Annotated in this window: 22 protein-coding genes, 1 pseudogene and 1 riboswitch; of the genes and pseudogenes, 14 read left to right on the top strand and 9 right to left on the bottom strand. The window is 71.8% G+C overall.

All coding sequences use genetic code 11. The annotated features are described in order from the left end of the window. Nucleotides 1-75 precede the first annotated feature (75 nt). A complete protein-coding gene (locus LX16_RS12685; protein WP_147138463.1) occupies nt 76-3,252 on the bottom strand; it encodes an ATP-binding protein in 3,177 nt (1,058 codons plus the stop codon). 69 nt (nt 3,253-3,321) lie between these two features. Between LX16_RS12685 and trmB the strand changes: the two are divergent. Beyond that, nucleotides 3,322-3,981 (top strand): annotated as a pseudogene (gene trmB, locus LX16_RS28245) (tRNA (guanosine(46)-N7)-methyltransferase TrmB); the annotation flags it as partial. Between the two features lie 1,129 nt (nt 3,982-5,110). Here the strand turns inward: trmB and LX16_RS12675 are convergent. Further along, the gene (locus LX16_RS12675) at nt 5,111-6,520 is read right to left on the bottom strand and encodes an aminotransferase class V-fold PLP-dependent enzyme (RefSeq protein ID WP_147138459.1); all 1,410 of its coding nucleotides are present in this window, start codon (nt 6,518-6,520) and stop codon (nt 5,111-5,113) included. Between the two features lie 34 nt (nt 6,521-6,554). Then, nucleotides 6,555-6,669, bottom strand: a riboswitch (SAM riboswitch). A 561-nt stretch (nt 6,670-7,230) separates the two neighbouring features. On the opposite strand from LX16_RS12675, the gene LX16_RS12670 reads away from it, so the two are divergent. From LX16_RS12670 to LX16_RS12650, 5 genes are all read left to right on the top strand, one after another. Beyond that, nucleotides 7,231-8,535 (top strand): PrsW family intramembrane metalloprotease, encoded by a 1,305-nt coding sequence (locus LX16_RS12670; protein WP_147138458.1) that lies wholly within the window; start codon nt 7,231-7,233, stop codon nt 8,533-8,535. A 125-nt stretch (nt 8,536-8,660) separates the two neighbouring features. Then, nucleotides 8,661-9,788 (top strand): outer membrane protein assembly factor BamB family protein, encoded by a 1,128-nt coding sequence (locus LX16_RS12665; protein ID WP_147138456.1) that lies wholly within the window; start codon nt 8,661-8,663, stop codon nt 9,786-9,788. Nucleotides 9,789-9,819: 31 nt separating this feature from the next. Continuing rightward, a complete protein-coding gene (locus LX16_RS12660) occupies nt 9,820-10,263 on the top strand; it encodes a hypothetical protein (protein ID WP_147138454.1) in 444 nt (147 codons plus the stop codon). 94 nt (nt 10,264-10,357) lie between these two features. Continuing rightward, nucleotides 10,358-10,855, top strand: coding sequence for a tRNA adenosine deaminase-associated protein (locus tag LX16_RS12655; RefSeq protein WP_147138452.1), 498 nt, complete (start codon nt 10,358-10,360; stop codon nt 10,853-10,855). Further along, entirely contained in the window at nt 10,845-11,303 is a 459-nt protein-coding gene (locus LX16_RS12650) for a nucleoside deaminase (RefSeq protein WP_211354484.1), read from the top strand. The genes LX16_RS12655 and LX16_RS12650 overlap by 11 nt, the downstream gene beginning before the upstream one ends. Nucleotides 11,304-11,312: 9 nt before the next feature. On the opposite strand, the gene LX16_RS12645 is transcribed toward LX16_RS12650, so the two are convergent. After that, on the bottom strand, nt 11,313-11,606 hold the full coding sequence (locus LX16_RS12645; protein WP_147138451.1) for a hypothetical protein: 294 nt from the start codon (nt 11,604-11,606) through the stop codon (nt 11,313-11,315). Between the two features lie 269 nt (nt 11,607-11,875). Here LX16_RS12645 and LX16_RS12640 point away from each other — a divergent pair, with 269 nt between their 5' ends. Next, complete coding sequence (locus LX16_RS12640; protein ID WP_147138449.1) at nt 11,876-12,313, top strand: SSI family serine proteinase inhibitor; 438 nt, start codon at nt 11,876-11,878, stop codon at nt 12,311-12,313. Nucleotides 12,314-12,487: 174 nt separating this feature from the next. Here LX16_RS12640 and LX16_RS12635 read toward each other — a convergent pair whose 3' ends face one another. Together LX16_RS12635 and LX16_RS12630 are read right to left on the bottom strand one after the other, a co-directional pair. After that, on the bottom strand, nt 12,488-12,700 hold the full coding sequence (locus LX16_RS12635) for a DUF3073 domain-containing protein (RefSeq protein WP_147138447.1): 213 nt from the start codon (nt 12,698-12,700) through the stop codon (nt 12,488-12,490). Between the two features lie 330 nt (nt 12,701-13,030). After that, nucleotides 13,031-14,107 (bottom strand): Glu/Leu/Phe/Val family dehydrogenase, encoded by a 1,077-nt coding sequence (locus LX16_RS12630; protein WP_147138445.1) that lies wholly within the window; start codon nt 14,105-14,107, stop codon nt 13,031-13,033. A 230-nt stretch (nt 14,108-14,337) separates the two neighbouring features. On the opposite strand from LX16_RS12630, the gene LX16_RS12625 reads away from it, so the two are divergent. The 6 genes from LX16_RS12625 to LX16_RS12600 all read left to right on the top strand — a co-directional run bounded on the left by LX16_RS12625 (nt 14,338) and on the right by LX16_RS12600 (nt 20,339). Further along, nucleotides 14,338-15,174 (top strand): DUF8083 family protein, encoded by an 837-nt coding sequence (locus tag LX16_RS12625; RefSeq protein ID WP_147138443.1) that lies wholly within the window; start codon nt 14,338-14,340, stop codon nt 15,172-15,174. A gap of 187 nt (nt 15,175-15,361) precedes the next feature. Next, complete coding sequence (locus LX16_RS12620; protein ID WP_147138441.1) at nt 15,362-15,577, top strand: BldC family transcriptional regulator; 216 nt, start codon at nt 15,362-15,364, stop codon at nt 15,575-15,577. A gap of 163 nt (nt 15,578-15,740) precedes the next feature. After that, on the top strand, nt 15,741-16,574 hold the full coding sequence (locus LX16_RS12615) for a diacylglycerol kinase family protein (protein ID WP_147138439.1): 834 nt from the start codon (nt 15,741-15,743) through the stop codon (nt 16,572-16,574). A gap of 243 nt (nt 16,575-16,817) precedes the next feature. Continuing rightward, nucleotides 16,818-18,260 (top strand): MinD/ParA family ATP-binding protein, encoded by a 1,443-nt coding sequence (locus tag LX16_RS12610; protein WP_425304432.1) that lies wholly within the window; start codon nt 16,818-16,820, stop codon nt 18,258-18,260. Between the two features lie 338 nt (nt 18,261-18,598). Next, complete coding sequence (locus LX16_RS12605; RefSeq protein WP_147140734.1) at nt 18,599-19,471, top strand: HhH-GPD family protein; 873 nt, start codon at nt 18,599-18,601, stop codon at nt 19,469-19,471. Nucleotides 19,472-19,523: 52 nt separating this feature from the next. Then, nucleotides 19,524-20,339, top strand: a complete 816-nt coding sequence (locus LX16_RS12600) for an MBL fold metallo-hydrolase (RefSeq protein ID WP_147138437.1) — start codon at nt 19,524-19,526, stop codon at nt 20,337-20,339. A gap of 39 nt (nt 20,340-20,378) precedes the next feature. Here the strand turns inward: LX16_RS12600 and LX16_RS12595 are convergent, their stop codons facing one another. From LX16_RS12595 to ddaH, 4 genes are all read right to left on the bottom strand, one after another. Then, nucleotides 20,379-21,239 (bottom strand): MauE/DoxX family redox-associated membrane protein, encoded by an 861-nt coding sequence (locus LX16_RS12595; RefSeq protein WP_147138435.1) that lies wholly within the window; start codon nt 21,237-21,239, stop codon nt 20,379-20,381. A gap of 83 nt (nt 21,240-21,322) precedes the next feature. Continuing rightward, on the bottom strand, nt 21,323-21,928 hold the full coding sequence (locus LX16_RS12590) for a cell wall protein (protein WP_147138434.1): 606 nt from the start codon (nt 21,926-21,928) through the stop codon (nt 21,323-21,325). A 15-nt stretch (nt 21,929-21,943) separates the two neighbouring features. Beyond that, nucleotides 21,944-22,348, bottom strand: a complete 405-nt coding sequence (locus tag LX16_RS12585; RefSeq protein WP_147138431.1) for an RlpA-like double-psi beta-barrel domain-containing protein — start codon at nt 22,346-22,348, stop codon at nt 21,944-21,946. 189 nt (nt 22,349-22,537) lie between these two features. Next, nucleotides 22,538-23,401, bottom strand: a complete 864-nt coding sequence (ddaH, locus tag LX16_RS12580; RefSeq protein WP_147138430.1) for a dimethylargininase — start codon at nt 23,399-23,401, stop codon at nt 22,538-22,540. Between the two features lie 126 nt (nt 23,402-23,527). Between ddaH and LX16_RS12575 the strand changes: the two genes are divergently transcribed. Continuing rightward, nucleotides 23,528-25,375 carry a beta-propeller domain-containing protein gene (locus LX16_RS12575; RefSeq protein ID WP_147138428.1) on the top strand — a complete coding sequence of 616 codons (1,848 nt, stop codon included), beginning with the start codon at nt 23,528-23,530 and terminating at the stop codon, nt 25,373-25,375. The last annotated feature ends 67 nt before the right edge of the window (nt 25,376-25,442 follow it).

Raw genomic sequence — 25,442 nt, 5'->3', positions numbered from 1 at the left:
CAGCGTCACCCGGCGCGCTGACGACGGGCTCACCGCCGACTGACCGCCGCACCGGGACGGCGTCAGCGGCGGCGATCAGCCGTCAGCGGTGATCCACTCGTCCAGTTCCGCCTGGTCGAGATCCCGGCCGCGCGCCGTCGCCGCCTCGAACTCCTCGGGGGACAACGCCGCGCGGACCCGCTGCTCCAGCCGCTCCCGCTCCACGTCCCGGGTCTCCGGCATGCTGTGCAACCGCCCCGCCACCGCCAACAGTGCCGCCGCCCGCCGCGGGCGGTCCTCCGCGAGGTCGCACGCCGCGACCCCCAGCACCACGTCCGCCAGGCCCGGTTGGTCGACCCGCCGGTCCGCCATCAGGCGCCACGCCCGGCGGTGACGGCTCCTCGCCACGACCGGGTCGCCCCGGTCGAGCGCGGTACGGCCCCACGCCACCAGTACGTTCGCGCGGGCCAGGCCCGTGAAGAACCAGCCCTCCAGGCTGGCGTCCAGGGCCTCGCCCAACAGGCGCTCCGCCGCGTCGAGGTCACCGGAGACCCGCGCGATCTCCCCGAGTCCGCGTTTGGCGCGGACCCTGCCCTCCACGGACGCGTGGTCCCGTGTCAACCGTTCCGCCTCGCCGAAGAGCTCCGCGGCGGCCGGGTACTCGCCGGTGCGCAGCAGCAGTTCGGCCACGTCGCAGGAGAGTTCGGCGCGTTCCTCCACGGCACCCATCTGCTCCATCAAGCGGACCGCCCCGTCGATCAACTCGCGGAACCGGTCGACGGCGCCGCGTCGCGCCGCGACTGTCGCGAGGCCCGCCAACGCGTTGCCGTGCCCCCAGCGGTCCCCCACCGCCTCGAACTCGGCGCGGGCGATGTCGAACTCCCGTTCCGCCTCGTCGAGCGAACCCCCGTACATGCACGCGTACGCCATCCCCAGGTGCGTCACCGCCAGCGCCCACGAGTCGGCTCCGGCCTCCTGGTACACCGTCAACCGCCGCCCGAGGTCGTCGACGGCGACGCCCTGCGGTGGACCCACCAGCATCGACCACATCACCATGACCACCGGGTTGCCCGGCCACACGCCCGCCTCGATGTCGATCACCGGACCGACTCCGGCCACGTGGGACTGCAACGCCGGGTCGGGCGCCTCCAACGCCAACGCGTTCAACAGGCACAGCAGGTACTCGTCCCGCAGTCCCGGCGGCGAACCCACCGGAAGCCACCGCAGCAGCCGCCTACAGTACGTGGCGCCCTGCCCGCGCTGTCCCGTCGTCCACCAGTACCACGTCAGCGCCGACACCAGCCGCAGCGACCGGGCGGCGTCCCGCGTGGCGGTCACGGTGGCGATCGCGGCACCGAGGTTGCCGGACTCCCGCCGCAGCCGCTCCGCCCACCTCAACTGGTCGCGCCCGCGCAGCAGCGGGTCCGCCTCCTCGGCCAGGCCCAGGAAGTAGGCGACGTGCCGGTCCCGGAACCGGCCGGCCTCACCCGCGGCCTCCAGGCGTTCGGCACAGAACCGGTGGATCGTCTCCAGCATCCGGTACCGGCCGTCGTGGTGTTCCAGGAAGGACTTGTCGACCAGCGTCGTCAACAGGTCCCACGCCTCGGGCTCCGACTCGTCGCACACCGCCGACACCGCGGCGACGTCCGCGCCACCGGAGAACACCGTGAACCGGCGGGCCAGCCGCCGTTCCGGTTCCTCCAGGAGGTCCCAGCTCCACGCCACGACCGCGCGCAACGTCTGGTGCCGGGGCGCGGCGGTACGGCTGCCCCGGGACAACAACCCGAACCGTTCCTCCCCCAACCGGCGGACGATGTCGGCGGGCGACATGGACCTGGTCCGTGCCGCCGCCAACTCGATCGCCAACGGCAGCCCGTCCAACGCCCGGCAGATCCGCACCACCGGGTCCAGGTTGTCGGGTGTGATCCGGAAACCCGGCGACACCGCCGCGGCCCGTTCCGCGAACAACCTGACCGTGCCGCTCTCGCCCGCGACCGTGACGTCGGCGCCCGGCGGCGGCATCTCCAGGCCCGGAACCGGGCACAGCGTCTCGCCCGTGACCGCCAGCGCCTCTCGGCTGGTGACCAGCACCCGCAACCGGGGCAGCCCCGTCAGCAACCGGTTCACCAGGTCGGCGACCGCCTCCACGACGTGCTCGGCGTTGTCCAGCACCAGCAGCAGGTCCCGGTCGGCGAGGGCCGCCGACAACGCCATCGTCGCCTCCGACGGGTCCCATCTGGGTCCGTTGCGGAGGCTGAACGTGTCACGGACACCGAGCGCCTGGATGACCGCGACCGGGAGCTGTTCCGGCTCGGTCAACGGGGTGAGGTCCACGAAACACGAGTCGCGGGGGTACCGGTTGACGGCCTCGATCGCCAGGCGGGTCTTCCCGGTGCCGCCGGGCCCGGTGAGCGTCACCAGGCGTTCCCGTTCCAGCATGGACGACACGGTCTCCAGTTCGGCGTCCCGGCCGACGAAACTGGTCAACTGGGCGGGCAGTCCCGTCCGGTTCACCGGTGTCTCCGCCCCGGACGGCAGTTCCCCGCGCAACACGGCACGGTGCAGGTCGACCAGGGCGGGCGACGGGTCCGAGCCCAGCCGTTCGGCGAGGTTGGTGCGCAGCTCCCGGTACGCGGTGAGCGCGTCGGCGGTCCGGCCGCCGCCGTGCAACGCCCGGATCAGCAGGCCCCAGGACCTCTCGTGCAGCGGATGCTCCGCGGTGACGTCCCGCATCCGGTCCGCCGCGTCGGTGTACCGGCCCAGCCGCAGCCACGCCTCCACGCGGTCGCACTCCGCGCCCAGCCTGCGGTCCGCGAGCCGGGCGGCCCTTCCGGCGGCGAACCGGGCGTCACCGACGTCGGCGAGTGCCGGTCCCCGCCACAGCTCCAACGCCTCGCCCAGCAACCGGGCCGCGGTCACGTCGTCGCCGGAAGCCAGTGCGGCCCGGCCCCGCACCGCGAGGGCGTCGAACTCGACGGCGTCGACGTGTTCCGGCGGCACCGTCAGCCGGTAACCGGCCGGGCCGAACTCGACGTCACCGCCGAGCGGCTTCACCTCCCGCCGCAGCCTCGACACCTGCGACTGCAACGCCGCCACCGCGTTGCCGGGGGCGTCGGGCCCGTACAGCAGGTCGATCAGTCGCTCGGGGGCGACCGGTACGCCCGCGTCCATCGCCAGCAACGCCAGCAGGGCACGCACTCCCGGCCCTCCCACGGCACGCCACGCACCGTCCGGCCCGGCGATCCGGGTGTCCCCCAGCACGGCAACACGCATGCCGGTGATTCTCCCGCATCACCTCCGAGGGCCGTCGCCACGGCGGACGCGACGTATCCTGGATCAACTGTGAGCCAGGACCTCGGAGAACGCAGCTTCTACCCCCGCAGGGGCCGCGTCAGTAAACGCCACCTCGACGCACTGCACCGGTTGTACCCGGTGCTGGGTGTGCCCGCCGCGCCCTTGTCCGCCGGGGAGCTCTTCGGCCGGCACGCCGACGTGGTCGTGGAGATCGGCTCCGGGATGGGCGAGGCGACGGTCGCCATGGCGGCGGCCGACCCCGGCCGGGACCACATCGCCGTGGAGGTGCACCCGCCCGGTGTCGGCAACCTGCTGGCCATGGCGGAGGAGACCGGCCTGCGGAACCTCCGCGTCCACGACGGCGACGCCGTCGAGTTCCTGGCCCGGCACGTCCCGCCCGACGCGCTCGCCGAGATCCGGGTGTTCTTCCCCGACCCGTGGCCGAAGGCACGGCATCACAAGCGACGGCTCATCCGCCCGGCGAACGTCGCGTTGCTGCGGTCCCGGCTCCGTCCCGGCGGTGTACTGCACTGCGCCACCGACTGGCCGCAGTACGCCGAGGTCATGATGGAGGTCCTGGGCGGCGACCCGCAGCTGCGCAACCTGCACGACGGGGCGGCGCCGCGGCCGGAGTGGCGGCCGGTCACCAAGTTCGAGGAACGCGCCGTACGGGCCGGGCGGCCCGTGACGGACCTCCGTTTCACGCGGGTCCCGGTTCGCCACGGGCGGTTAATATCGGTCGCATCCCTCCCCGGAGTAGAGGCCCACATGAAGCACCGCCCCCTCCCGTTCGCGCTGCCCGCCTACCTCGTGCTGACGCTCGCCCTGGGCGGGGTCGTGTGGTGGCTGCTCTACACCGGATCCCACGAGGCGAGCCAGGTCGCCTGGTACTGCTACGGCTCCGAGTGCAGCACCGACGACTTCCGGGGTGCGATGCCGGTGATCGGCGGGATCCTGGCGGTGCCGTTGGCCGCGGCGGCCTGGCCGCTGCTGAGGGGTGCCGCGCCGGGCGTGTCGTTGCTGGTCGCCGCGGCCGCCGTCTGGACGGGTTTCACCGACGCCATACGGGATTACGGTGTCACGGAGGACTCGGTCGTCGGTTGGCGGATCGCGGCACTCGTGGTGGGTGGCCTCGCCGCCGTTCAGGCGGTGGTCGCGTTCGCTTCGGCGTTGCGGACCAGCGGTGTCGGTAACGCGTGGCGGGGGCGGCGGTCCGCGGCGGGGCGGGTCCACCGGTACGAGAATCCGCACGACGCGAAGGGTCCGGCGGTCGTGTCGTTCATGGACGCGTTCGAGACGCGGCACGACGTCCCGGTGACGGTGCGGCGTGAACTGGTGGGCCGGCCGGTGACGGTCTGGTACGACCCGACGAGTCCGCAGGACTCGACACGGGTCTCGGTGGGTGAACCGCAGTGGTCGATGGTGGGCCGGAGCCGGGACCAGGTGCACACGCGGTTGCGGGAGCTGCTGCCGGTGCCCGAGGATCACCGGCCGGAACCCGCGTCGGACGAGGAGGACGGGGCGACCGGTCCCGTCGACCTCGCCGGTCAGCTCGACCGGCTCGCCGCACTCCATCGGCGTGGCGACCTCACCGACGCGGAGTTCAGCGCGGCGAAGCGGCGGCTACTGGGCTGACGCGCCGGACCGGGCCGGTGCCGTATCCGACCCCCGGGCCGACGACATGACCGTCCACTGCGGATTATCCACAATCCGCGGTTTTCCACACCCCTCACCGCTACCCCCTCGACGGCACCGTCCGGCGGCCGTAGGCTCGACGCCATGGGGAGGAGGAGTGGCGGCCCCCACGCACTTTCGGGCGCGGCACCCCCGTCCACACTCAGCCCGGCAGGGCGTTCCGGCGCGGGTCGTCGACCGGCTGGTACCGGCCCTCCACGACCTCGTACCGCCACGCCGGTCCCTCCGCCGCCAACCGCCCGACCGCCGCGACGAGCCGGTCCACGTCGCTGATGTCGCTGCCGAGACCGACGCTCGCACGGATCGCCTGCCGGTCGTGGCTCACCGACCCGTCGGCGTGCCGGGTCGGTCCGGTGAAGTCGCGGGAACGGGTCACCAGCCGCCGCGTCAACGGGTGGGCGCAGAACAAGCCGTCCCGGACCCCGATGCCGTACTCGGCCGACAGCGCGGCCGCGACCAGTCCGGCGGGTAGTCCGTCCACGGTGAACGCGACGGTCCCGACGCGCGGCGAGTCCGGCCCGAACAGGTGTAGTTGCCGCACGCCCGGGATGCGGGAGAGTCCCTGCGCCATCCGGGACCGCAGCGCCTCCTCCCGAGTCTCCAGGTCGGACCAGGACGCGGTCCGCAGCGCCCGGCACACCGCCGCCAACGCCACGGCACCGACGACGTTGGGGCTGCCGCCCTCGTGCCGGGCCGGTCCGGTCCGCCAGGTCACCTCGCCGGTGATGTCGCCGACCGAGTAGCCGGCGCCGCCGCCGGGCAGGTGCGGGGGCGCGGCGTCGAGCCAGTCGGCGCGGCCGGCGAGTACCCCGGTCCCGAACGGCGCGTAGAGCTTGTGCCCCGAGAAGGCCACGTAGTCGGCGCCCCATCCCGCCAGGTCGATCCTGCGGTGCGGTGCCAGTTGCGCGGCGTCCACGACGACCCGGGCGCCGTGACGGTGCGCGATCCGCACGACGTCGGCCACCGGGAACAGTTCACCGGTGACGTTCGACGCCCCGGTCACCGCGACCAGGACGGGCGCGTCGTCGTCGGCGAGCACCCGCAGCGCCGCCGCCACCGACCTGACCGCCTGCGCGGGCGAGTCCGGCGCGGGGAGCCGGATCAGTTCCGGCCACGGCAGCAGGTTCGCGTGGTGTTCCGACTCGAAGGCGACGACGCGCGTCCCCGGCGGCAACGCCCCGGCCAGCAGCGTCAGCGACTCCGTGGTGTGCCGGGTGAACACGACGTGGTCGCCGGGGCGGCAGCCCGCGAACGCGGCGACCTCGGCACGCGCCTCCTCATAGGACCGGGTGCATTCCTGCGACAGCCAGCCGGCGCCCCGGTGTACGGCGGTGTAGCGGGGAAGGATCTCGGCGACGGCCTCGGCGGCGGCGCGGGAACACGGCGCGCTGGCGGCGTAGTCGAAGTTGGCGTACCGGACCCGGCGGCCGGTCAACAGCGGGACGTCCGGGGGAGCGATCGTCTCCAGGCCCTCGTGACCGGCCGGAGGACACGCGGCGGGCTCGGCGGGTGCGGCACCCGGGCGGGGCTGGACGAGAGCGGACGTTGACATGTCGCCTCCTGGCAGGTCGGCCGGACCTGTACCAGGCCCGCGGTTTGCCCGCCGCCTCGTGACGCCGGACCCGGTCCTCACCTGGGGCACCCCACGCGGAGTTGGGTTGCCGGACAGCAAGCCAGGGCTTGTCGCTGTCACTCATGACCTGGCTCGACGATAGCGGCCACCGCCCCGCGCGTCCAGCCCGTACCGGTCCGCGGGACACGCCGGGCGTGAGGCGCTGGTCACAGCGGCACGGCACCGCCTCCGAGTCCCGCCGCCGCATCGGGCGGCGCTTCACGACCCGTGGCCACTTCCCGCCGACCGGCCGACGACGGCCGGTCGGCCTCGGCGGTTGTCCACAACGCCGGGTTATCCACAGGCGCCGTGATTCGGCCTGGCGCCGCGCCCGGAACGCGTTCTAGGCTGAAGCCATCGGGGTGGAGGAGTGGCGGCCCCCGAGGTCCTGGGTGCGTCGGATCCGCCGGTACCCCCGGGCGGCCGGTTCGGCCGGGCACCGTCCGGTGAAGGGGCGGCGGCGGCCCGGTACCGATTAGGCTGAGGCGATGAACGTCGTCCCACCTGCCGGACCCGGCCCCGCCCCGGTATCACCTGCCGGGCAGCCGAACCCCGCGGCTCCGCCACCGTTCAACGGTCCCCGGCCGCCGTACGGTCCGCCGCCGGGTGGGCCGCCGCCGGAGCGGTCCGGTTTCCCGTGGCGTCGTCTGATGATGCTGTTGGCCGTGTACCTGCCGCCGACGGTGGGCGCGTTGACGCTCGCGTGGGTCATCAAGTTCTCGGTGTCGCCTTCGGGAATCGCCATCGGGGTCGCGGCGGCGGTGCTGCCGGTGCCGCTGCTGGTCGGTTGCGTCCTGTGGCTCGGCCGCTACAACCACCGCCCGGTCCGTTACCTGATCTTCTGTTTCGCGTGGGGGGCGCTGGTCGCCACGGGCGTGTCGGTCCTGGTCAACACCTCCGTCTCGGTGGCGTTGGAACAGGTGGACTGGGCGTTCCTCGACCACATCGACCGGCCCAGTGAGGACGTCATGCCGTGGCCGGACTTCTTCGCGGCGATCGCCTCGGCGCCGGTGATCGAGGAGTTGACCAAGGCGTTGGCGCCGTTCGCGATCTTCCTGTTCCGCCGCCGCCACTTCACGGGCGTCCTCGACGGCATCGTGTACTGCGGCCTGGCGGGGATCGGGTTCGCCATGGTGGAGAACATCCTGTACCTGGGCCGGGGTTTCGACCAGGGTGACGAGTTCTTCGGCATCGGGGGCGGGGTCCTGATCACGGGTATGACGTTCGTGATGCGCATCCTGTTCAGCGGTTTCGCGCACCCGTTGTTCTCGTCGATGATCGGCATCGGCCTGGGCATGTCGCGGCGGCGGCGTCCCGGTCCCGGTCGGCTGCTGATCCCGTTGGGCATGGTGGTGGCGGCGATGCTGCTGCACTCGGCGTGGAACCTGATCGCGTCGCTGGGTCCGGCGATCCTGTTGTCGGGTTACATGGCGGTGATGGTCCCGATCTTCTTCACGGTCGTGGGGGTGGCGTTGTGGCTGCGCGCCGCCGACGCCCGGCTCGCGGTGACGGCGCTGTCGGACCTGGTGGACGCCGGCCTGTTGAGCCCGCCGGAGATCGCGGCCCTGGCGACCCACCGGCGCCGCGGCGCGGCCCGGTTGTGGGCGCGCCGGGTCGCGGGGGACGCCGGGTTCAAGGCGATGCGGGAGTATCAGCGGTTGGCGACCCAGTTGTCGGCGACGCGGGACGCGGTCGCGCGCGGTTTCACGCCACCGGATCCGGAGACGGAACGGCAACTGCTGCAACGGCTCTTGACGTACCGGGAGGTGTTCACCGGCGCGGACCCGGCGATGCCCCGGGCGACGTGGGACGGCAGGTACTACCAGGTGCAGTTCCCCGACGGTTCGATCCGGCAGATCAACCCGCCGGTGCAGCCGATCATGCCGATCCCGATCATGCCGCCGGGGGTGCCCCGCCCGGTGCCGCCGGTGCCCGCGTGGCGGCCCGCGAGCTGACCGTCGCTTTTGGTCGAAGGCGACCACCGGAGTAGGCGTACCCGCTGGTAGTGGCCGCTCACATCCCGCCGCGCCCGGCTCGTCATCTCCAACGTTTCGGGAACTCTCAATGCGAGACTCCGGGCATGAAGCGTCTCATCATGTGCGCCGGGACGGCGGCCGTGCTGTTGGCCGGGTCCGCACCGGCGACCGCAACCGAAGCGTCCGACCGTCCCATGGCATCGGCAAGCTTCAACGACACGGTCCTGGCCGTCGTGCACCACGCGGGGAGGGTGTACGCCGGCGGGGAGTTCTCCTACGCGTTCCAGTCGGGTAGGCGACTGGAACGTCACCACCTGGCCGCCACCACCACGGACGGCGAGCTGACCGGCTTCGCCCCGGAGGTCGACGGTCCCGTACACGCGCTGGCGACCGACGGCCGTCACCTGTACGCGGCGGGGCGCTTCCGCGCCGTCGACGGCGTGGAGCGGCGGCGCCTCGCCCGGTTCTCGCTGGACACCGGCGAACTCGACCCGGACTTCACGGTACGGGTGGACGCCCTGCCCCGGGCTTTGGAGGTTCACGGCGACACGCTCTACCTGGGCGGGGACTTCCACACCGTCGACGGGCAGCCACGGGAGCGGCTGGCGGCGGTGTCCACCGACGACGGATCACTGCTGCCGGACTTCGCGCCCCGGTTCGACCAGGCGGTACGCACGATCGACGCCACGAACCACCGGGTGTACGTGGGCGGCGGGTTCACGGCGGTGAACGGTACGGCCGCCCGGAATCTCGCGGCGGTGGATCCGCGGGACGGTTCGCTGGTCGCCGGGTTCGCCCCCCGGGCGCGCGGGGTCGTCCACGACCTGGACGTCAGCGGTCCCCGGGTGTACGCGGCGACCGGTGGCCCGGGCGGCCGGGTCCACGCGTTCGAGTCGGACGGCGTGACGGCGTGGGAGCGCGCCGCCGACGGTGACGTGGCGGCGGTGACGGTGCGCGACGGGGTCGTCTACGCCGGGGGTCACTTCACGAAGGTGTGTGAGGGGGGCGAGGTCGACGACCGCGGCGACTGTCTGGGCGTGACCGAGGAACGGCAGAAGTTCATGGCGGTGACGACGGAGAACGCGTTGCGGGCTTGGAATCCGCACGCCGACTCGGTGATGGGGGCGTTGACGATCGCCTCCGGCGACGACGTGCTCGTGGCGGGCGGTGACTTCCTGACCTTCGCGGCGGGCACCGTCCGGCAGCGTGGCCTGGCGTTGTTTCCGTCGTGACAACGACGCGGGCCGGGCATACTCTTGACGCATGACCGATTCGATGCCGCGCTGGTCCGCGCCGGGCGCGCAATCCGCCCCGGCGACCCGTTGGCCACCGGTGAATCCGGTCGATCCGCGTAGGCCCGTGCCGGCCGGTGTGCCGCAGTGGCGCCACCGGCCGGCCGGTTCGGTGCTGCCCGCCCGGCCCACCTACCAGGAGACCCATAGGATCACTCCGGCCGGTGTCGGCGGTGGCGCGGCCGCCGCCGTCGTCTGGTTCCTGGTGACGGCGTTGCTGGGGGTCGACCTGGCCTCCACGATGTGGGTGATGCTCGTCGCAAGCCTGTTCGCACTGGGAGCCGCCTGGTTGCTGGCGAGCTACGGTGACCGGGGCGCGGCCGTCGGCGTCGCCGCAGTGGCCGGTGCCGCGTCAGCGGTCGTCGGGCTTGTGGTGGAATGGCACGCGCTCGGTGGTACGTGGATCCTCTGGTGACCATGTCCGCCTGCGACCCAATGACCTTCGAGACCACGCCGCGGCGAACCCGCCGTCGTGGTCCACTCTAGACTCAACTCTCCGGGGGTGCACGTTGTCCTATTTCGCCGCCGCTGCCGTCCGCTCCGACGGTGCCTGGGAGGCCACCGAGGTCGACCTGGACGGTGTCGAAGACCTCGACGAGGTCGTGGATCGGTTGCGTGATGTCAATCCCGACGCCGACATCTCGCTGCTGTTCGTGGAGGCCGATGACGAGTACCTGGTGGTGCTGCGACTCGACCAGGGCGATGACCTGCGCGTGTTCGGTTCCGACGCGCCGTTCGCCGAGGAGAGCCGCCTCGGCGCCGTCCTGTTGTCGGAGACCGAGACGGACGCCCCCGAGCCGGTCGACGACGACGATGACACCCCGGTCAAGAGCGAGCTCGACGCCGAACCGGTCGGTGAGGCCGATCTGCTCGCCGACCTGGGTGTGTCGGCGTCGATGCTGTTGACGCTGTGCGCCAAGGACGGGATGCTGCCCTCCGACGTCACCGCGGAGGTCGCCTCCCGGATCGGCTGCGGCGAGGTCATGGAAGAGGTGCATGACGCCTGATCCGCGCCATGTGGCGTGGATGCGGGCGGCGCTGGCCGTGGCGGCCGAGGCGGGATCCGACGTCCCGATAGGCGCGGTCGTCGTCGGCCCCGACGGTGACGTGCTCGCCGCCGCCCACAACGCGCGGGAGGCGACGGCCGACCCGACCGCGCACGCCGAGGTGCTGGCGTTGCGTGCGGCCGCGCGACGGCACGGCGACGGTTGGCGGTTGTCCGGTTGCACGCTCGTGGTCACGGTGGAGCCGTGCACGATGTGCGCGGGCGCGATCACGCTCGCCCGGATCTCGACCGTGGTGTTCGGCGCCTACGAGCCGAAGACGGGTGCGGTGGCGTCCCTGTGGGACGTGCTGCGGGACCGGCGGCTCAGCCACCGTCCGGAGGTTCACGGCGGTGTGCTCGCGGAGGAGTCGGCGGAACTGCTGCGCGGGTTCTTCGGCCGGCAGGAGTGACCGGCACGGTCACCGGGGTGGTTCGGGTGCGGTCAGGTATTCGATGAACCGGGCGCGCAGTAGTGGCTCGACGTCCCCGTAGTCGGTGTCGTGGCCGGTGAGTTCGTGCCACATCTCCACGACGGCGTCGATGGCGGGACCGACCGATCCGAGTGAGCCGTCCACCTCCTCGGCCTCCTGCGCGTGCGGCAGTCGTTGCACCACCTCCCAGAAGAACGACAGGTCGTGCCGCCGCCGGGCGAGCGCGAAGGCACGTTCCCGCAGCTCGGTGGTGCTCAGTTCGTCCAGGGTGGATTCGTCCATCGCCTCAGCATAGTCCCGTCCGGGGCGGCCCGGCGGGTTCGCCGGACCGGTCGACCGGTTCCGCGGCGGCGGCCCGGTCACCCGACACTTGCCCGAATCGGGGCGGTTTCACGCATCCGGGTTCTAAGGTCGTGACGGGGGGTGGCAGGCGTGACCACCGTGGTACGCGCGGGCCTTCCCGGGTGCGCCGCCACGGCGCCCCGCCGAAGTTCCGGCGGTGTGCGTGGGCGGCGACGTCACAGCGGATTCGACATGCCCGAAGAGGAGAGATGAGAGCTCGTTTCACACGCTGGGCCGTGGTGGCCCTGTTGGCGGTGGTCGCGGGGCAGGTCCCCGTGTCGGCGGCCGCGCATCCGGAGACCGCGGCGGGTCGCGGCGGCACCGAGCCGGGCACCGTGGCACCGCAGTTCCTGTTGGTGGTGCGGTCGGCGGGGGTCGAGGCGGCGCGCACGGCGACCCTGTCGTGCGACCCCGCCGTCGGTGGTTCCCATCCGGACGGTATCGCCGCGTGCGCGCAGCTGCGCGACGCGCAGGGGCACGTGGAGCGGATCCCGGCCTCGGTCCAGTCGATGTGCACGGCCCAGTACGACCCGGTGACCGTCGAGTTGCACGGGCGGTGGGGTTCGCAGAGCCGGTACTTCACCGGCGAATTCGGCAACTCGTGTGAGGCGGTGGCCGCGACCGGAGGGGTGGTCTTCCGGTTCTGACGGCGATGCCCGGTGAGCGGCCGAGGCGGTTTCGGGGCGCGGCGTGACCACGTGCCGGTCATGTCGTGCCCGTCCGCCGGTGGCGGCGACGCGGTGGACCGGTCGGTCGGGGGGTGTCGCGGCCGACGGGGGCCGGACGAGAGTGCGCCGGCTCCCGGACAGGAGCCGGTCGGGTCAGCGCTTCTTCAACCAGTCTTCTTCACGCGGTTCGTCGTCTACGCCCTTGTCGGGTACGTAGTCGGCGTACGGGTCTCGGTCGTACTCATCGTCCGCCGATCCACCGCCGCTCAGTTCGCGCTCCAGCGCGTCGAGGTCGGTGTTCGGCGAGTGGTACTTAAGCCGCCGGGCTACCTTCGTCTGCTTAGCCTTAGCTCGGCCGCGCCCCATATGGCTCGACCCCCTCGCACAGAATCATCGGGGTCACCGCATCGGCGCCCCGGAACAGTTGACATCTCTCGTGGCTCCTACGGTACAGCGCGATGTCTGGCTTTCCCACCCGGCCCACCGACGAATGGGGGGCGATTTTTCGGCGCAAACAGGGCAATACCGGACGAAACTCCGCAGGCGGTGACGCGGAATACGGTAACGGCCGACCGGCCCGACGACCCGCTACCCGTGGCATCGATCACGGCGCCCGCCGACGGGTCGGGAACGGGTGCGCCGGCGGAGACGACGAGGCCCCGGCCGCGCGTGGCGGACGGCCGGGGCCTCGGGTCGTCAGGGCAGGTAGATGGAGCGGAGCCGGCCGCACTCGGCCATCCGCCGTTCGGCCATCCGGTCGGCCGCCACGGCGGGCGGGACGCCCTCGGACTCGGCGGTCCGCAGGATCCGGCCGGTGATCTCGAAGATCTGGGAGGCCCGCCGCTTGGCCCGTTCGAAGTCGAATCCGTGGATCTCGTCCGACACCTGGATGACACCCCCGGAGTTGACCAGGTAGTCCGGTGCGTACAGGATGCCGCGTTCGGCGAGCATCTTCTCCACACCCGGGTGCGCCAGTTGGTTGTTCGCCGCGCCGACCACGATGGACGCCCGCAGGATCGGCACGGTGTCGTCGTTGAGCGCGCCACCCAGGGCGCACGGCGCGTAGACGTCGATGTCGGAGGTGATGAGCGCGTCGGTGTCGTCGACGAACTGGACCTGCGGGTAGTTGGTGGCCAGCCAGCCGCGCGCCTGCTCGGAGACGTCGGTGGCGACGACGGTCGCGCCGTCGTCGAGCAGGTGCTTCACCAGGTAGCGCCCGACCTTGCCGACGCCCGCGACGCCGACGGTGCGGCCGGCGAGACTGGCCGCGCCCCACCGGTGCTCGGCGGCGGCGCGCATTCCGCAGAAGACCCCGTACGCGGTGAGGATCGAGGAGTCCCCGGCTCCGCCGTTCTCGGTGGACCGGCCCGTCACGTACCGGGTCTCCTTGGCGATGACGTCCATGTCGGGCACGTAGGTGCCCACGTCGCACGCGGTGTAGTACCGGCCTCGGAGTGATTCGACGAAGCGGCCGTAGGCGCGCAGCAGCGCCTCGGACTTGTCGGTCTCGGGGTCGCCCCAGATGACGGCCTTGCCGCCGCCCAGGTCCAGTCCCGCGAGTGCGTTCTTGTAGGCCATGCCCTTGGAGAGGTCGAGGGCGTCCCTGACGGCGTCCGCCTCGCTCTCGTAGGGATAGAACCTGGTCCCTCCGAGCGCCGGGCCGAGCGCGGTGGAGTACACCGCGATGATGGCCTTGAGACCGGAGTGCTTGTCCTGGCAGAAGACGACCTGCTCGTGCCCGCTCAGGTTCGGTGGGGCTTCGAATACGCCCATGATGTGCCGCTCCACGGTGTCGTTAGTCCTTATGGGACGATTATGCTGCCGGCGGGGGTGTTCGCCGTCGTCGGATCGGTGCCCGACCGTGGAATCGCCTCCCGGCTGGAATGGACTCCACACCCAGACCCTAAAGGTCCAGTTGGTGGGACACGCCCCTGTCCACGGGTTACGGCCGGATCGCCGATCGACGGCTGCGTGACACCGCCCGCTCGTGCGAAGATCACGCAGTGACCGTTCCGACCGCCGCGTACCTGCGGGTGTACGAACCGCTCGCCGCGTTCAGCGCCGAGCGCGCGTCGTGGTGGCGGCGGTACGCGGCGGAGGGCAGGGGCGTGCCGGTCGAACTCGGCCCGGTGCGGCAGCGTCGTTCACTGTACGAGTCGGGCGGCCTCGCCACCCGGCTTCCGCAGGTGCCCGACGAGGCGTACGTCCTCGACGGCGACGACGGCCCGCTGATCTGCCCGTGGCAGTTGCACCCTCGGATGGCGGCGTCGGTGCGGGGACTCGCCGACGGGGTCGCGAGCCTGCGACTGGCGACCGCGTTCGTCGCCCCGGAGGTGGCGGCGGAGGCCGCGGCCACCGGTGACGGCCCCGACGCGCGTCACCGCCCCGACGGGACCGCCGTCTACCACGAGCACATCGCCACCTGGCATCTGCCGAGCCGCTGGTTCGTGTGCGTGGAGGCCGCCGAACGGGAACTCGTCGTCACCGAGGAACGGCGGACGTGCCGCTACCGGGTGCCGATGGCGCGGGCACGTCACCGCGCGCACCGGGCCCACGAGGTGCTGCGGGCCTCGCTCGGCGCGGACAACCCGGTGACCCGGGCGGTGCGGGAGCTGAGCGAGTGGCTGGCGGTCTTCCACCCGCGCTCGGTCGTCGAAGTGGACTACGGTGGCCTGGTGTGGGTACTCTCGGCAGCTGAACTGCGCGCGGACGTCTCACCCCGGCTGGTGCACGAGGGCCTGCTCGCCCTGGCGCGCGGCGACGTCGTGACGGCCGGTCGGCATTACGAGCAACTGATGCGGCAGTGGCGCCGGATACGGGTACGGGAACGCAGCAACTGACCCACCCATATCGCGATAAACCGGTGTAAAACCGGATATATACCAGTTTTCCCCACCTGTCGGCTGAATCACTTTTGACCGTTCGGCCTATGTCACGGGGTGCATTCGCATCGGACCATGGAGGCACGTTAGATCGTCGGCCCCACAAGTGCGATTGCGTATCTCTTGACCCTGGAGGAGAACATCCATGGCAGCGCGAATGCAGGACCCCGAACAGCTGCTCACCCCCGCAGAAGTGGCGTCCATGTTCCGTGTCGACCCCAAGACGGTCACCCGGTGGGCCAAGGCCGGAAAGCTCAGCGCGATCCGTACCCTCGGCGGCCACCGGCGTTACCGTGAATCCGAAGTACGCGACCTGTTGCAGGACCAGATACCCGGTCAGCGGGAAGCATCCGAGGACTGAACGCCCGACCCCTTCATTCGTCAAGCCGGCACCTGACGGAAGCGATGCCCGGCGCATGGGCTCGCCCAAGCCCTGATCCCCGACACAGACCACCGCATCGGGCGGCGAGGCTCCTCGCCGCCCGATGTGCTGTCACCGCCCTCACGCCGTAACCTGGTTCTCCGTGGACGTCACCGTGCTCTCCCTCGTCAACGGCGCACCCGGTTGCGCGCCCCGCACACCGGTCCTCGCCTGCGCCGACGCGCTGCGGGCCGGCGGGGCGACCGTGGAGCTGGTCGACGCCGTCGACGACGCCGGGATCGACGCGGCCGTCGCCTCGGGCACCCGGCTCGTCGTGGCCGCCGACACCGACTCCCAGGTCCGCGCGGTGCTGCGGCGGGCCGTACGGCGGCTCGCACCACCACCGAGCAGCCGCCCCGACGACCTCCCCGGTGACCGCACCGTCCCCGACCTGCCGCCGCTGGCGGTACTGCCGTTGGCGCAACGCCCCGACCTGATCCGCGACCTCGACCTACCCGCCGAACCCACCGCCGTCGCGGCGGCCGTGCTCGGCGGCCGGGTGAGGCGCACCGACCTGCTGCGCCACGACGGCGGCGGCGTCACCGTCAACGGTGTCCGCATCGGCGGTGGCGACCGGCCGTGGCGGGGCCAGATCGCCTTGGACGACCTGGTGTTGTCGGACGGCAGCGAACCCGTCATCACGTGCGTGGTCGCCAACGCGGGCGGTTACGGCCGGATCGACGGCCTCGGCATGTGCGAACCCGATCCCGCGGACGGGCGGCTCGACGTCGCGGTGGCGGTGCCGTTCGTGCACCGGGGTCTCGTCAAACGCCGCACCCGCGTGGAGGTCCGGCGGGCCAGGGGCAGGGCTGTCGCGATCACCCCGATGGCGGAGGTGCCGCACCTCGACGACGGGACCGTCTCGGACCTCAACCGGAAACGGACCTGGTGGATGGAACGCGCCGCGGCCGGGTGGTACGTGCCGGATTCCGCCTGATCCCGTCCCGTGGCGGCGATACCGACACCGAACTGTTGGCTTGTCGGCCCTGCCGGATTGGCCGGGAACCCGTAACGTGGAGCAGTCGGCGTCGCCGGCAGGCCCCGTCCGCACGACGGACGGCCTTCCACGGCACGCCCCGCCGTGGGCGACGCGCGATTCAGCAGTTCGGGCCTCGACGACGGGGCCCAAGGCCACGAGGAGTGAGCAGTGGAGAATCCGCGGACCGACCCGGCCCAGTCCGTGCCTCCCTCGACACGTCGACCCGACGAACCGGGCGACGAACCGGACACGCGACGGTTCGGCGCGGCGGAAGCCGCACCGGAGGAGGAGACCACCGAACAGCACTGGTCGCCGTTCGCGCCGGCCCCCAACCCCGCGGGCGAGGAACGCCCGGCGCAGCACGTCACACCCCCGCAGCAGGCGCCGCAACCGGCGCCCGGCCTCAACCCGGCCACCCAGCAGCAGCCGGTGGTGGCCCCGCCGCCGGGCTACGCACCGCCCTACCGGCAGCCCGGCCAGGCGGCTCCCCCCGTGCCGCCGCCCCCGCAGCAGGCCCCGCCTCCGGGGTACCCGCCGCAGTCGGGTCCGCCGCACAACGTCCCACACAACGTCCCGCCCCACGCGCCACACAGCGGCGTACCGGGTGGGCCGCAGTCGGCACCGCCGCACCCGGGGCACCCGCCGGTGAGCCCGGCGCCACCGGCGAACCTGCCGGTGCCGTTCCCGGATCAGACCGGTGCGTTGGAGTCGATGCCGGTCACGGCGGACGACTTCGCGCGCCGCCGCAGCGTCGCCCCCGTCAAGCCGGTCGCGACCATGGGGCCGCGGGCGGCGTTGCGGAAGACGACGTTCGGTCTGGTCTCGCTGCCGCCCAGCAGGCGGGAACAGGAGGTGCTGCGTTCCACCGAGGCGGTGCGGCGCAACTTCGGCGGCCTGCGCCAGATCACGGTCGTCAATCCCAAGGGCGGCGCCGGGAAGACCGTCGCGGTGTTGATGCTGGCGATGATGTTCGGGCAGCGCCGTGGCGGTTACGTGCTCGCCTGGGACAACAACGAGACCCAGGGGACGCTGGGAATGCGCGCGCAGCAGGACTTCCACCACCGGACGGTGCGTGACCTCCTGCGGGACCTCGAACACTTCTCCGGCCCGACCGGCCGGGTCGGGGACCTGTCCCAGTACGTCAGGGCGCAGGGCGAGGCGATGTTCGACGTCCTGGCGTCGGACGAGTCGGCGACGGCGGGCGAGATGCTGACGTCGCGGGCGTTCGCGGACATCCGTGAGGTGGTCAGCCGGTTCTACAAACTGATCGTGGTCGACACCGGCAACAACGTGCGGGCCGCGAACTGGCAGTCCGCGATGGACGCCACCGACCAGCTCGTCGTGACGATGTCGGCGCGCAACGACTCCGCCGAGACGGCGGCCCGGATGCTCGACCACCTCGAACAGAGCGGCCGGCAGCAGTTGGTGCGGCAGGCGGTGACGGTCGTGTCGATGCCCGCGCACCGCAAGGACCTCGACCTTCCGGCGGTGCAGCGTCACTTCTCGGCGCGTACCCGGGCGGTGTTGCTCGCCCCGTACGAGAAGCTGCTCGACTCGGGCGAGCCGATCCGGTACGGGATGTTGAGCCCGGCGAGTCGTGAGGCGTGGCTGAAGATCGCCGCGGCGGTGGCCGAGGGACTGTGAGGTCGGCGCGGGAGTCCGCGCGCGAGCGGTGCGGGGCGCGGAACCCCACCGCGCCCGCGCGGTGCGGCGCGCGTCGGCGGACCCTGTACAGCCCCACCCCATTCCGGGGGACGAGCCACCCCGAGACGAGGTCAAACCTCCCATCGTCACGGTGAGTCGTCAAGTGGTTATCCACCACGTGGACGGTGTGGAGTGGACGGAGCGGTACGAACGGTGAGGTGGTGGCTGGCATCCCCGCCGCCGGGCACCGCACCCGTCACCGGCATCCCCGCCGACGCCTGAACGGTCCGCACCTCCACGGCGGCCGCACCGGAGGCGGGCGGGCACAATTGACCGCGATGAGCGAATGGCTGGCGGGACGGTTGTCGGACTGGTTCGCCGTTCACGGTCGTGACCTGCCGTGGCGGCGTGAGGGCACCACCGCGTGGGGTGTGCTGGTCAGCGAGGTGATGTCACAGCAGACCCCGGTGTCGCGGGTCGCACCGACGTGGACGGAGTGGATGGCGCGCTGGCCGGATCCGGCGAAGTTCGCGGCGGCGTCGCAGGCCGACGTGTTGCGGGCCTGGGGCCGGCTCGGTTACCCCCGGCGTGCCCTGCGCCTGCACGAGTGCGCCGCCGCCGTGGTGTCACTGCACGGCGGCCGCGTCCCCGACGAACTCGCCGACCTGTTGGCGTTGCCGGGTGTCGGAACGTACACCGCGGCCGCCGTCGCGGTGTTCCACTACCGGCGACGGCACGCCGTGGTCGACACGAACGTGCGGCGCGTGGTGGCGCGGTTCGCGGCGGGCCACGCCGACGCGGGCGCGGCCACCACCTCCGCCGACCTGCGGGCCGCGGCGGCGCTGCTTCCGGAGGGTGACGCCCGGGCGGCGGACTTCTCGGTGGCGTTGATGGAGTTGGGCGCGCTGGTGTGCACGGCGCGGAAACCGGAGTGCGGCCGGTGCCCGATCGCGGAACGCTGCCGGTTCAAGGCGTCCGGTGCGGTGTTGCCTCCCGGCCCGAGTCGCCGTCCGCAGCGGTACCACGGCACGACCCGTCAGGTGCGGGGCAGGATCATGGCCCTACTGCGGGAGACGACGGAACCGGTGACCCGGGTGCAGATCGAGGGTCTGTGGCACGAACCCGCCCGCCGGGAGGAGGCGTTGACCGGGCTGATCACGGACGGCCTGGTGGAGGCCGTGCCGGGTGACAGGTTCCGGTTGCCGCACTGACGGGTTTGCGTTGGCCGAGACGACGGGTAATCCCACGTTCAGGGGGATCATCATGTCGGAACCCACGTTGGAGTTCGTCGGGACGGCCACGACCCTGCTGCGGATGGGTCCGTTCACCCTGCTGACGGATCCGAACTTCCTGCACCGGGGGCAGCGCGCGTACCTCGGGAAGGGCCTGTTCTCGAAGCGACGCACCGAGCCCTCGTTGCGTCCGGAGGGGTTGCCCGGACTGCACGGCATCGTGTTGTCGCACCTGCACGGCGACCATTTCGACCGGGTGGCGAGACGGGCGCTCGACCGGCGGCTGCCGGTGTTCACGACGCCGCACGCCTACCGTCGTCTCCGGCGGTGGGGGTTCGGTGAGAGCCTGGGCATGGCCCCGTGGGAGTCGACGACCCTGACCGACGGCCTGCACCGGCTCACGATCACGTCCACACCCGGTGTCCACTCACCCCGGCCGCTGCGGGCGCTGCTGCCGCCGGTGATGGGCACCGTCTTGGAACTGAGCGGCGGCGACGCCCCACCGTTTCGGGTGTACATCAGCGGGGACACCCTTTACCGGCCGTGGCTCGCGCAGGTGACCGAGCGGTGCGGGCCGTTGGACGCCGCCGTGGTGCATCTGGGTGGAACCCGGATTCTGGGTGTCCTGGTGACGATGGACGACCGGCAGGGCGCCGACCTGGTGGAGACGTTGCACCCCGGGGTGACCGTGCCGGTCCACTACGACGACTACGGTGTCTTCCGGTCCGCGCTGCGGGACTTCGAGGCGACGTGGCGCCGGCGGAGGCTGCCGGGGGTGTTGCGCACCGTCCGGCGTGGTGAGACGGTGCGGCTCGGTCGGGACGTCTCGGTAGCGGCGGGAGTGTGACGGGCGGGCCGGTCGTGGCCGGTCCCGCCCGGGCCGGTGTCAGCCGGCGAACGCCGATTCGGGTTCCTCGTCGGGGGCGTGGTCGAGTTGCAGCAGGGTCTCCCCGGTGGACTCGTCGACCACGGCGACCCGGAGGGTCTCGACCGCGTCGACCCGCAACGGGACGGCGAAGACGGCGGTGGTGCTGCGGCCGTCGAGGCTCGCACCGTAGACGACGAACCGGTATTCGTCCTCGTCCCAGTACTCCTGGACGTCGGTGCGCAGCATGAGCGCGACGTGCCGGTACAGCGGTTCCCGGTGCAGACGGGTGAGGGTGGCGTCGAGCGGGACGCCGCCGGTGTCGCCGCCGAGCGGGTCGGTGAAGCGGACCCGCAGCCGCCGCAACGGGATGAGCCAGGCGCCGTCGAACTCCGGTGACAGGGCGACGAACAACGCCGCCTCGGCGGCCAGTACGGCGAGCACGACGGGCCGGTCGGCGATCGCGCCGGTCCAGTACTGGGTGGCGAACGCGCCGAGTGTTCCGGCGGCCAGGAGCCAGCCGGCGCGGGTGAAGCCGCGCCAGGAGATCGGGACGTGTTTCGAGGACATGCAGCCGCACGAGGAGTCGGGCGCGGCGACCCGCGAGTACGCGAGGTATCCGGCGAAGCCGACCGCCATGACGACGACGGCCGCGGCCTCCGGCCACCACAGTGGCGGGAGCAGCAGGGCGGCACCGACCAGGGCCTCGATTCCACCGAGCGCGCGGTATCCGAGTGCTGCGCGGTCCTTGCCCAGCAGTGTGGACAGTGCGGTCGTCTGGCTGCGGATGCGGCCGCGGCGGGTGAACAGTTTGACGGCCGCCGCCCACAGGAGTACGGCTCCGAGCAGGGGCGCCTGGGCGGAGGCGATGGTGTCCAGCATGATGAGAGCCTTTCCGGGGTCGATTCTGCCCGAATCGGTGCCGGAAGGGAACAGTGTTCCGGCACCGATTCGGGGCCGCGGGTTCAGGCGGCGGCGTAGATGGTGGAGACCTCCACCTCGTTGGTGCCGGGTATCCAGGCGCCCAGGACCTGGACGTGGCTGTCGACCTGGACCATCGAGACGTCCGAGATGGCGGGCGTGCCGTTGTAGACGGCGGCGCTGATGCCGGGCATCACGTGGGCGACGATACGTTCGTCGTTGTGGTCGAGGTGGATCTTGCGGTCGCTGATTGAGACGACGTGGGCCTTCAGGTTGACGATGTTGGCCCACACCGAGTCGGCGGCGAGCGTGCCGTCGTCGAGGCGGGCACCTCGGGCGTAGAGGCCGTCGCCGACGGCGACCTTGTCGAAGGTGGTCGGGGTGAGTTTCCAGACGCTGGTTCCGGACGTGACCCGGACGCGCCACAGGGTGCCGTCCGAGCCGAGTGCGGAGATGACGTCGTCGTCGATGCTGCGGACCAGACCTTCGGCGAAGTTCGGGTCGGGCATGCCGGGTTCGAGCGCGGAGACGGCGTCGTTGGCCAGTGCGTCTTCGGGGGCGAAGGATCCGAAGGCGGAACCGGTGACGACGCCGGCGGCACCCAGTGCCGCACCGGTCAGGAGCCGGCGACGGTCGATCGTTGTGGACATGATGACGCCTTTCGGTCAGGTGACCTGGCAGGGCCGCAGCCCCGTCGACAGGCTCTCGATGCGGCTGTACGCGGCGGGTGTCAGGTCCATCGCGCGGTTGCTCTCGCAGACCGAGCCGCAACAGCTGCGTTCGCCGCAGAAGGACTTGGTGCGGGGGCCGCAGTCGGCGATGGTGGTGGCCACGGCGCGGCCGGTGCATCGGCTGGTCGTGGTGTGCCGGTGTCCGCAGGTACGCCGGGCCAGGTTGATGCCGCACAGGTCGGGCCTGGTGATGTCCCAGCAGGCCTGGGACGCGTTCGGCCATGCGTGTTGGAGTCGTCCGGAGTGGCAGGTGCCGCAGGCACCGGTGCCGGTCGTTCCGCACGGTCCCCAGGAATTGCCGCAGCAGAACCAGGAGACTTCGCAGGTGAGGGCTGCCATGAGCACATCTCCCATGTGATCGGGGGGGAGCGGCGGCGGCGGTGTACCGCCGCCGTCTCACAGCGTGACGATGCCCATCGACAAAGTCAAGTGTGTCGATGTAGCTTGCCTACAACCCCTCTACAACCGCCACGACGCCGTCGGCCGCGCCCCGACCGGGACGCGGCCGACTACCGCACGTGGAAACCGTCAGGCGGCCGCGCGCAACTCCGCGATGCAGCACTTGACACTGCCGCCGCCGCGTTTCAGCTCCGACAGGTCCACCGGGACCGGGGTGTAACCGCGCGCCGCCAACTTCTCCGCCATACCGGCGGCCTCGGAGTTGAGCACCACGTGGTGGTCGTCGCTCACCGAGTTCAGGCCGAACGCGACCGCGTCCGCCTCGTCGGCGAGCAGCGCGCCCGGGAACAACCGGCGCAGGATGGTCTGCGAACCCGTCGAGAACGCCCCCGGGTAGTAGGCGATCGTCTCGTCGTCGAGCACGGTCAACGCCGTGTCGAGGTGGTAGAACCGGTCGTCGACCAGCTTCAACGAGATCACCGGACGCGACAACGCCTCGGCCGCCTCGGCGTGCCCACGCGGGTCGGTGCGGTACCCGTACCCGGCCAGCACCAGGCCCGGCCCCGGGACGTACGCGAAGTCGCCCTCGCCCTCGTTGGTCTCGGTCGGCGGGGCGAACCGCCAACCCGTCGCCCGGTACCACTTCTCGTGCGCGGCGGCCTCCGCCTGCCGCTGCGGGTACCGGAACCGTGCGCCGTACACCACGCCGTCGACGCTGAACGCGCCGTTCGCCGCGTACACCATGTCCGGAAGCCCCGGCTCCGGGTCCAGTGTGTCCACCGTGTGACCGAGGCGACGCAGCGTGCCGACCAGGGTCTCCCACTGGGAGACGGCCCGCGCGGTGTCGACGTCGGCCGAGGCGTCCATCCACGGGTTGATGGCGTACTCCACGGCGAAGTGATGGGGACGACATAGCAGGTAGTGGCGCTTGCGCGCGATCTTGGCGGTCACGGAGTGAGATCCTAAATGACCACTGCGTATCGGCGAGATCATCCGAACGGGGGATGTATCCGAACCGTCACGGAAAGGAAGGTTTCACAAACCGGTGAGCTGCCCGTTCGCGTCCGAACCGTGACCGGGCCGACGGAACCAGTGCGGCACGTCACTCGTCACACCCGCATGAACAAGCCCCCCACCCTGACGCGCGCGGCCCTACTGGTCACCGTGCCGGCTCTGCTGGCGGCCGGCTGCACCGGCTCCCCCACCGACGGCACGGACACCGGACGCGACACCGGTGCCCCCGTCCTCACCGGTGCGCTCGAATCCTTCGACGACTGCGACACCGCGCTCACCGAACTGCGCGCCGCCACCACGGCCCACCTGCCCGCCCTGTACCCCGACGACGTGATGGTCCCGTTCGGCGCCCAGGAGGACGCCGGCGGAGACGCTGCCGACACCGCCAAGGCCGCGGCCCCCGGGGACGGTGAGGACTTCTCCGGCACGAACGTCCAGGAACAGGGCGTCGACGAGCCCGACCTCGTCAAGACCGACGGGCGGCGCATCGTCACGTACCGCGACGGCGTCCTGTACGTCGCCGACGCCGCCGCACGCGCCGTGACCGGCAGCCTGCGACTCTCCGACGACTCGTGGGGGACCGCGGACCTACTGCTCCACGGCGACCGCGTCCTCGTCGTCGTCCCCGAAGCCCCGCACATCACGTTGCGCGAGGACACCGAGACCGGCGAGACCGCATACGGCACCACGCTCCTGCTGGTCGACATCGCGGGCGAACCGACCCTCGTCAACCGGTTCGAGTTCGACGGGTCCTACCTCGACGCGCGGTCCATCGACGGCGTCGCCCGCGTCGTGGTCCGCTCCGCACCCGACATCCCGTTGGAGGCGTACGGCAGCGTCGACCGCGCCGCGGCCGTGGAACGCGCCGAGATCTCCGCCTGGCTGCCCGACTACAGCGTCGACGGCCGCACCGGCGAGATCGCCTGCGACGCCCTCGCCCGACCGTCCCACTACTCCGGGACGTCCATGCTCACCGTCCTGACGTTCGACCTCGCCGACTCCCTCGATGACGGCTCCCCCGTGACGGTGGCCGCCGACGGGCAGACCGTCTACGGCGCGGCCGACGCCCTCTACATCGCCAACGACCGCCGCATGTTCGCCACCACGGACTGGGCGCGACCCGCCGAGGCGGAGACCGAGCTGTACCGCTTCGACCTGTCCGGCGCCGGCCACCCCGCCTACACCGGTTCCGGCGTCGTGCCGGGCTTCCTGCTCAACCAGTACTCGATGTCGCAGTGGGACGGGCACCTGCGCGTCGCCACCACCCGATGGGACCCCGACTCGCTGGGATCCAGCGCCGTCTACGTCCTCGACCTCGAAGGCGACCTCGACCGGGTCGGGGAGGTCACCGGGCTCGGCCCGGGCGAACAGATCTACGCGGTCCGCTTCAGCGGCGGCACCGGCTACGTCGTGACGTTCCGGCAGGTCGACCCGCTCTACATCCTCGACCTGCGGAACCCGGCGGCGCCCGAGGCCACCGGCGAACTCAAGATCACCGGTTACTCGGCGTACCTGCACCCGCTGAGCGACGACCGGCTGCTGGGCATCGGACAGGAGGCCGACCTCGACGGAGTCACCACCGGCACCCAGATCTCCCTGTTCGACGTCGGCGACCCGACCGCGCCGACCCGGCTCGACCAGCTCCACCTGCCGGACACCTACTCGACCGCCGAGACCGACCCGCACGCGTTCCTGTGGTGGCCGCCGGAGTCACTGCTGGCGATACCCGTACAGGACTACCAGGGCTCCCCCGGCGCGGCGCTGCTCGTCGAGGTCTCCGGCGACACCCTCACCCGGCTCGCCGAGGTGACCCACCCACAGTCCGACGACTGGACCGGCGTGGAACGGACCCTCGTCATCGGCGACACGCTCTGGACGGTGTCGGCGACCGGCCTGCAGGCGTCGGACCTCCACGACCACACCGTCCTGGAGTGGCTGCCGCTGACCGCGTGAACCGACCCGCACCCGGCCGGTGAATATCGCCGCTTCACCACCGGCACCCGGCCGGGTGCGGTAGAAC

It is taken from the genome of Stackebrandtia albiflava, from assembly GCF_007994225.1.
Classification (GTDB): domain Bacteria; phylum Actinomycetota; class Actinomycetes; order Mycobacteriales; family Micromonosporaceae; genus Stackebrandtia; species Stackebrandtia albiflava.
This window is presented reverse-complemented; position numbering and strand designations above follow the sequence as displayed.

Coding starts and splice junctions, on each gene's coding strand:
- LX16_RS12645 (WP_147138451.1), bottom strand. CDS start 11,606: ATGGACGAATCCACCCTGGACGAACTGAGCACCACCGAGCTGCGGGAA.
- LX16_RS12640 (WP_147138449.1), top strand. CDS start 11,876: ATGAGAGCTCGTTTCACACGCTGGGCCGTGGTGGCCCTGTTGGCGGTG.
- LX16_RS12585 (WP_147138431.1), bottom strand. CDS start 22,348: ATGGCAGCCCTCACCTGCGAAGTCTCCTGGTTCTGCTGCGGCAATTCC.
- LX16_RS12605 (WP_147140734.1), top strand. CDS start 18,599: ATGAGCGAATGGCTGGCGGGACGGTTGTCGGACTGGTTCGCCGTTCAC.
- LX16_RS12660 (WP_147138454.1), top strand. CDS start 9,820: ATGACCGATTCGATGCCGCGCTGGTCCGCGCCGGGCGCGCAATCCGCC.
- LX16_RS12595 (WP_147138435.1), bottom strand. CDS start 21,239: ATGCTGGACACCATCGCCTCCGCCCAGGCGCCCCTGCTCGGAGCCGTA.
- LX16_RS12635 (WP_147138447.1), bottom strand. CDS start 12,700: ATGGGGCGCGGCCGAGCTAAGGCTAAGCAGACGAAGGTAGCCCGGCGG.
- LX16_RS12650 (WP_211354484.1), top strand. CDS start 10,845: ATGACGCCTGATCCGCGCCATGTGGCGTGGATGCGGGCGGCGCTGGCC.
- LX16_RS12665 (WP_147138456.1), top strand. CDS start 8,661: ATGAAGCGTCTCATCATGTGCGCCGGGACGGCGGCCGTGCTGTTGGCC.
- LX16_RS12630 (WP_147138445.1), bottom strand. CDS start 14,107: ATGGGCGTATTCGAAGCCCCACCGAACCTGAGCGGGCACGAGCAGGTC.
- LX16_RS12620 (WP_147138441.1), top strand. CDS start 15,362: ATGGCAGCGCGAATGCAGGACCCCGAACAGCTGCTCACCCCCGCAGAA.
- LX16_RS12600 (WP_147138437.1), top strand. CDS start 19,524: ATGTCGGAACCCACGTTGGAGTTCGTCGGGACGGCCACGACCCTGCTG.
- LX16_RS12675 (WP_147138459.1), bottom strand. CDS start 6,520: ATGTCAACGTCCGCTCTCGTCCAGCCCCGCCCGGGTGCCGCACCCGCC.
- LX16_RS12670 (WP_147138458.1), top strand. CDS start 7,231: ATGATGCTGTTGGCCGTGTACCTGCCGCCGACGGTGGGCGCGTTGACG.
- LX16_RS12575 (WP_147138428.1), top strand. CDS start 23,528: ATGAACAAGCCCCCCACCCTGACGCGCGCGGCCCTACTGGTCACCGTG.
- ddaH (WP_147138430.1), bottom strand. CDS start 23,401: ATGATCTCGCCGATACGCAGTGGTCATTTAGGATCTCACTCCGTGACC.
- LX16_RS12590 (WP_147138434.1), bottom strand. CDS start 21,928: ATGTCCACAACGATCGACCGTCGCCGGCTCCTGACCGGTGCGGCACTG.
- LX16_RS12685 (WP_147138463.1), bottom strand. CDS start 3,252: ATGCGTGTTGCCGTGCTGGGGGACACCCGGATCGCCGGGCCGGACGGT.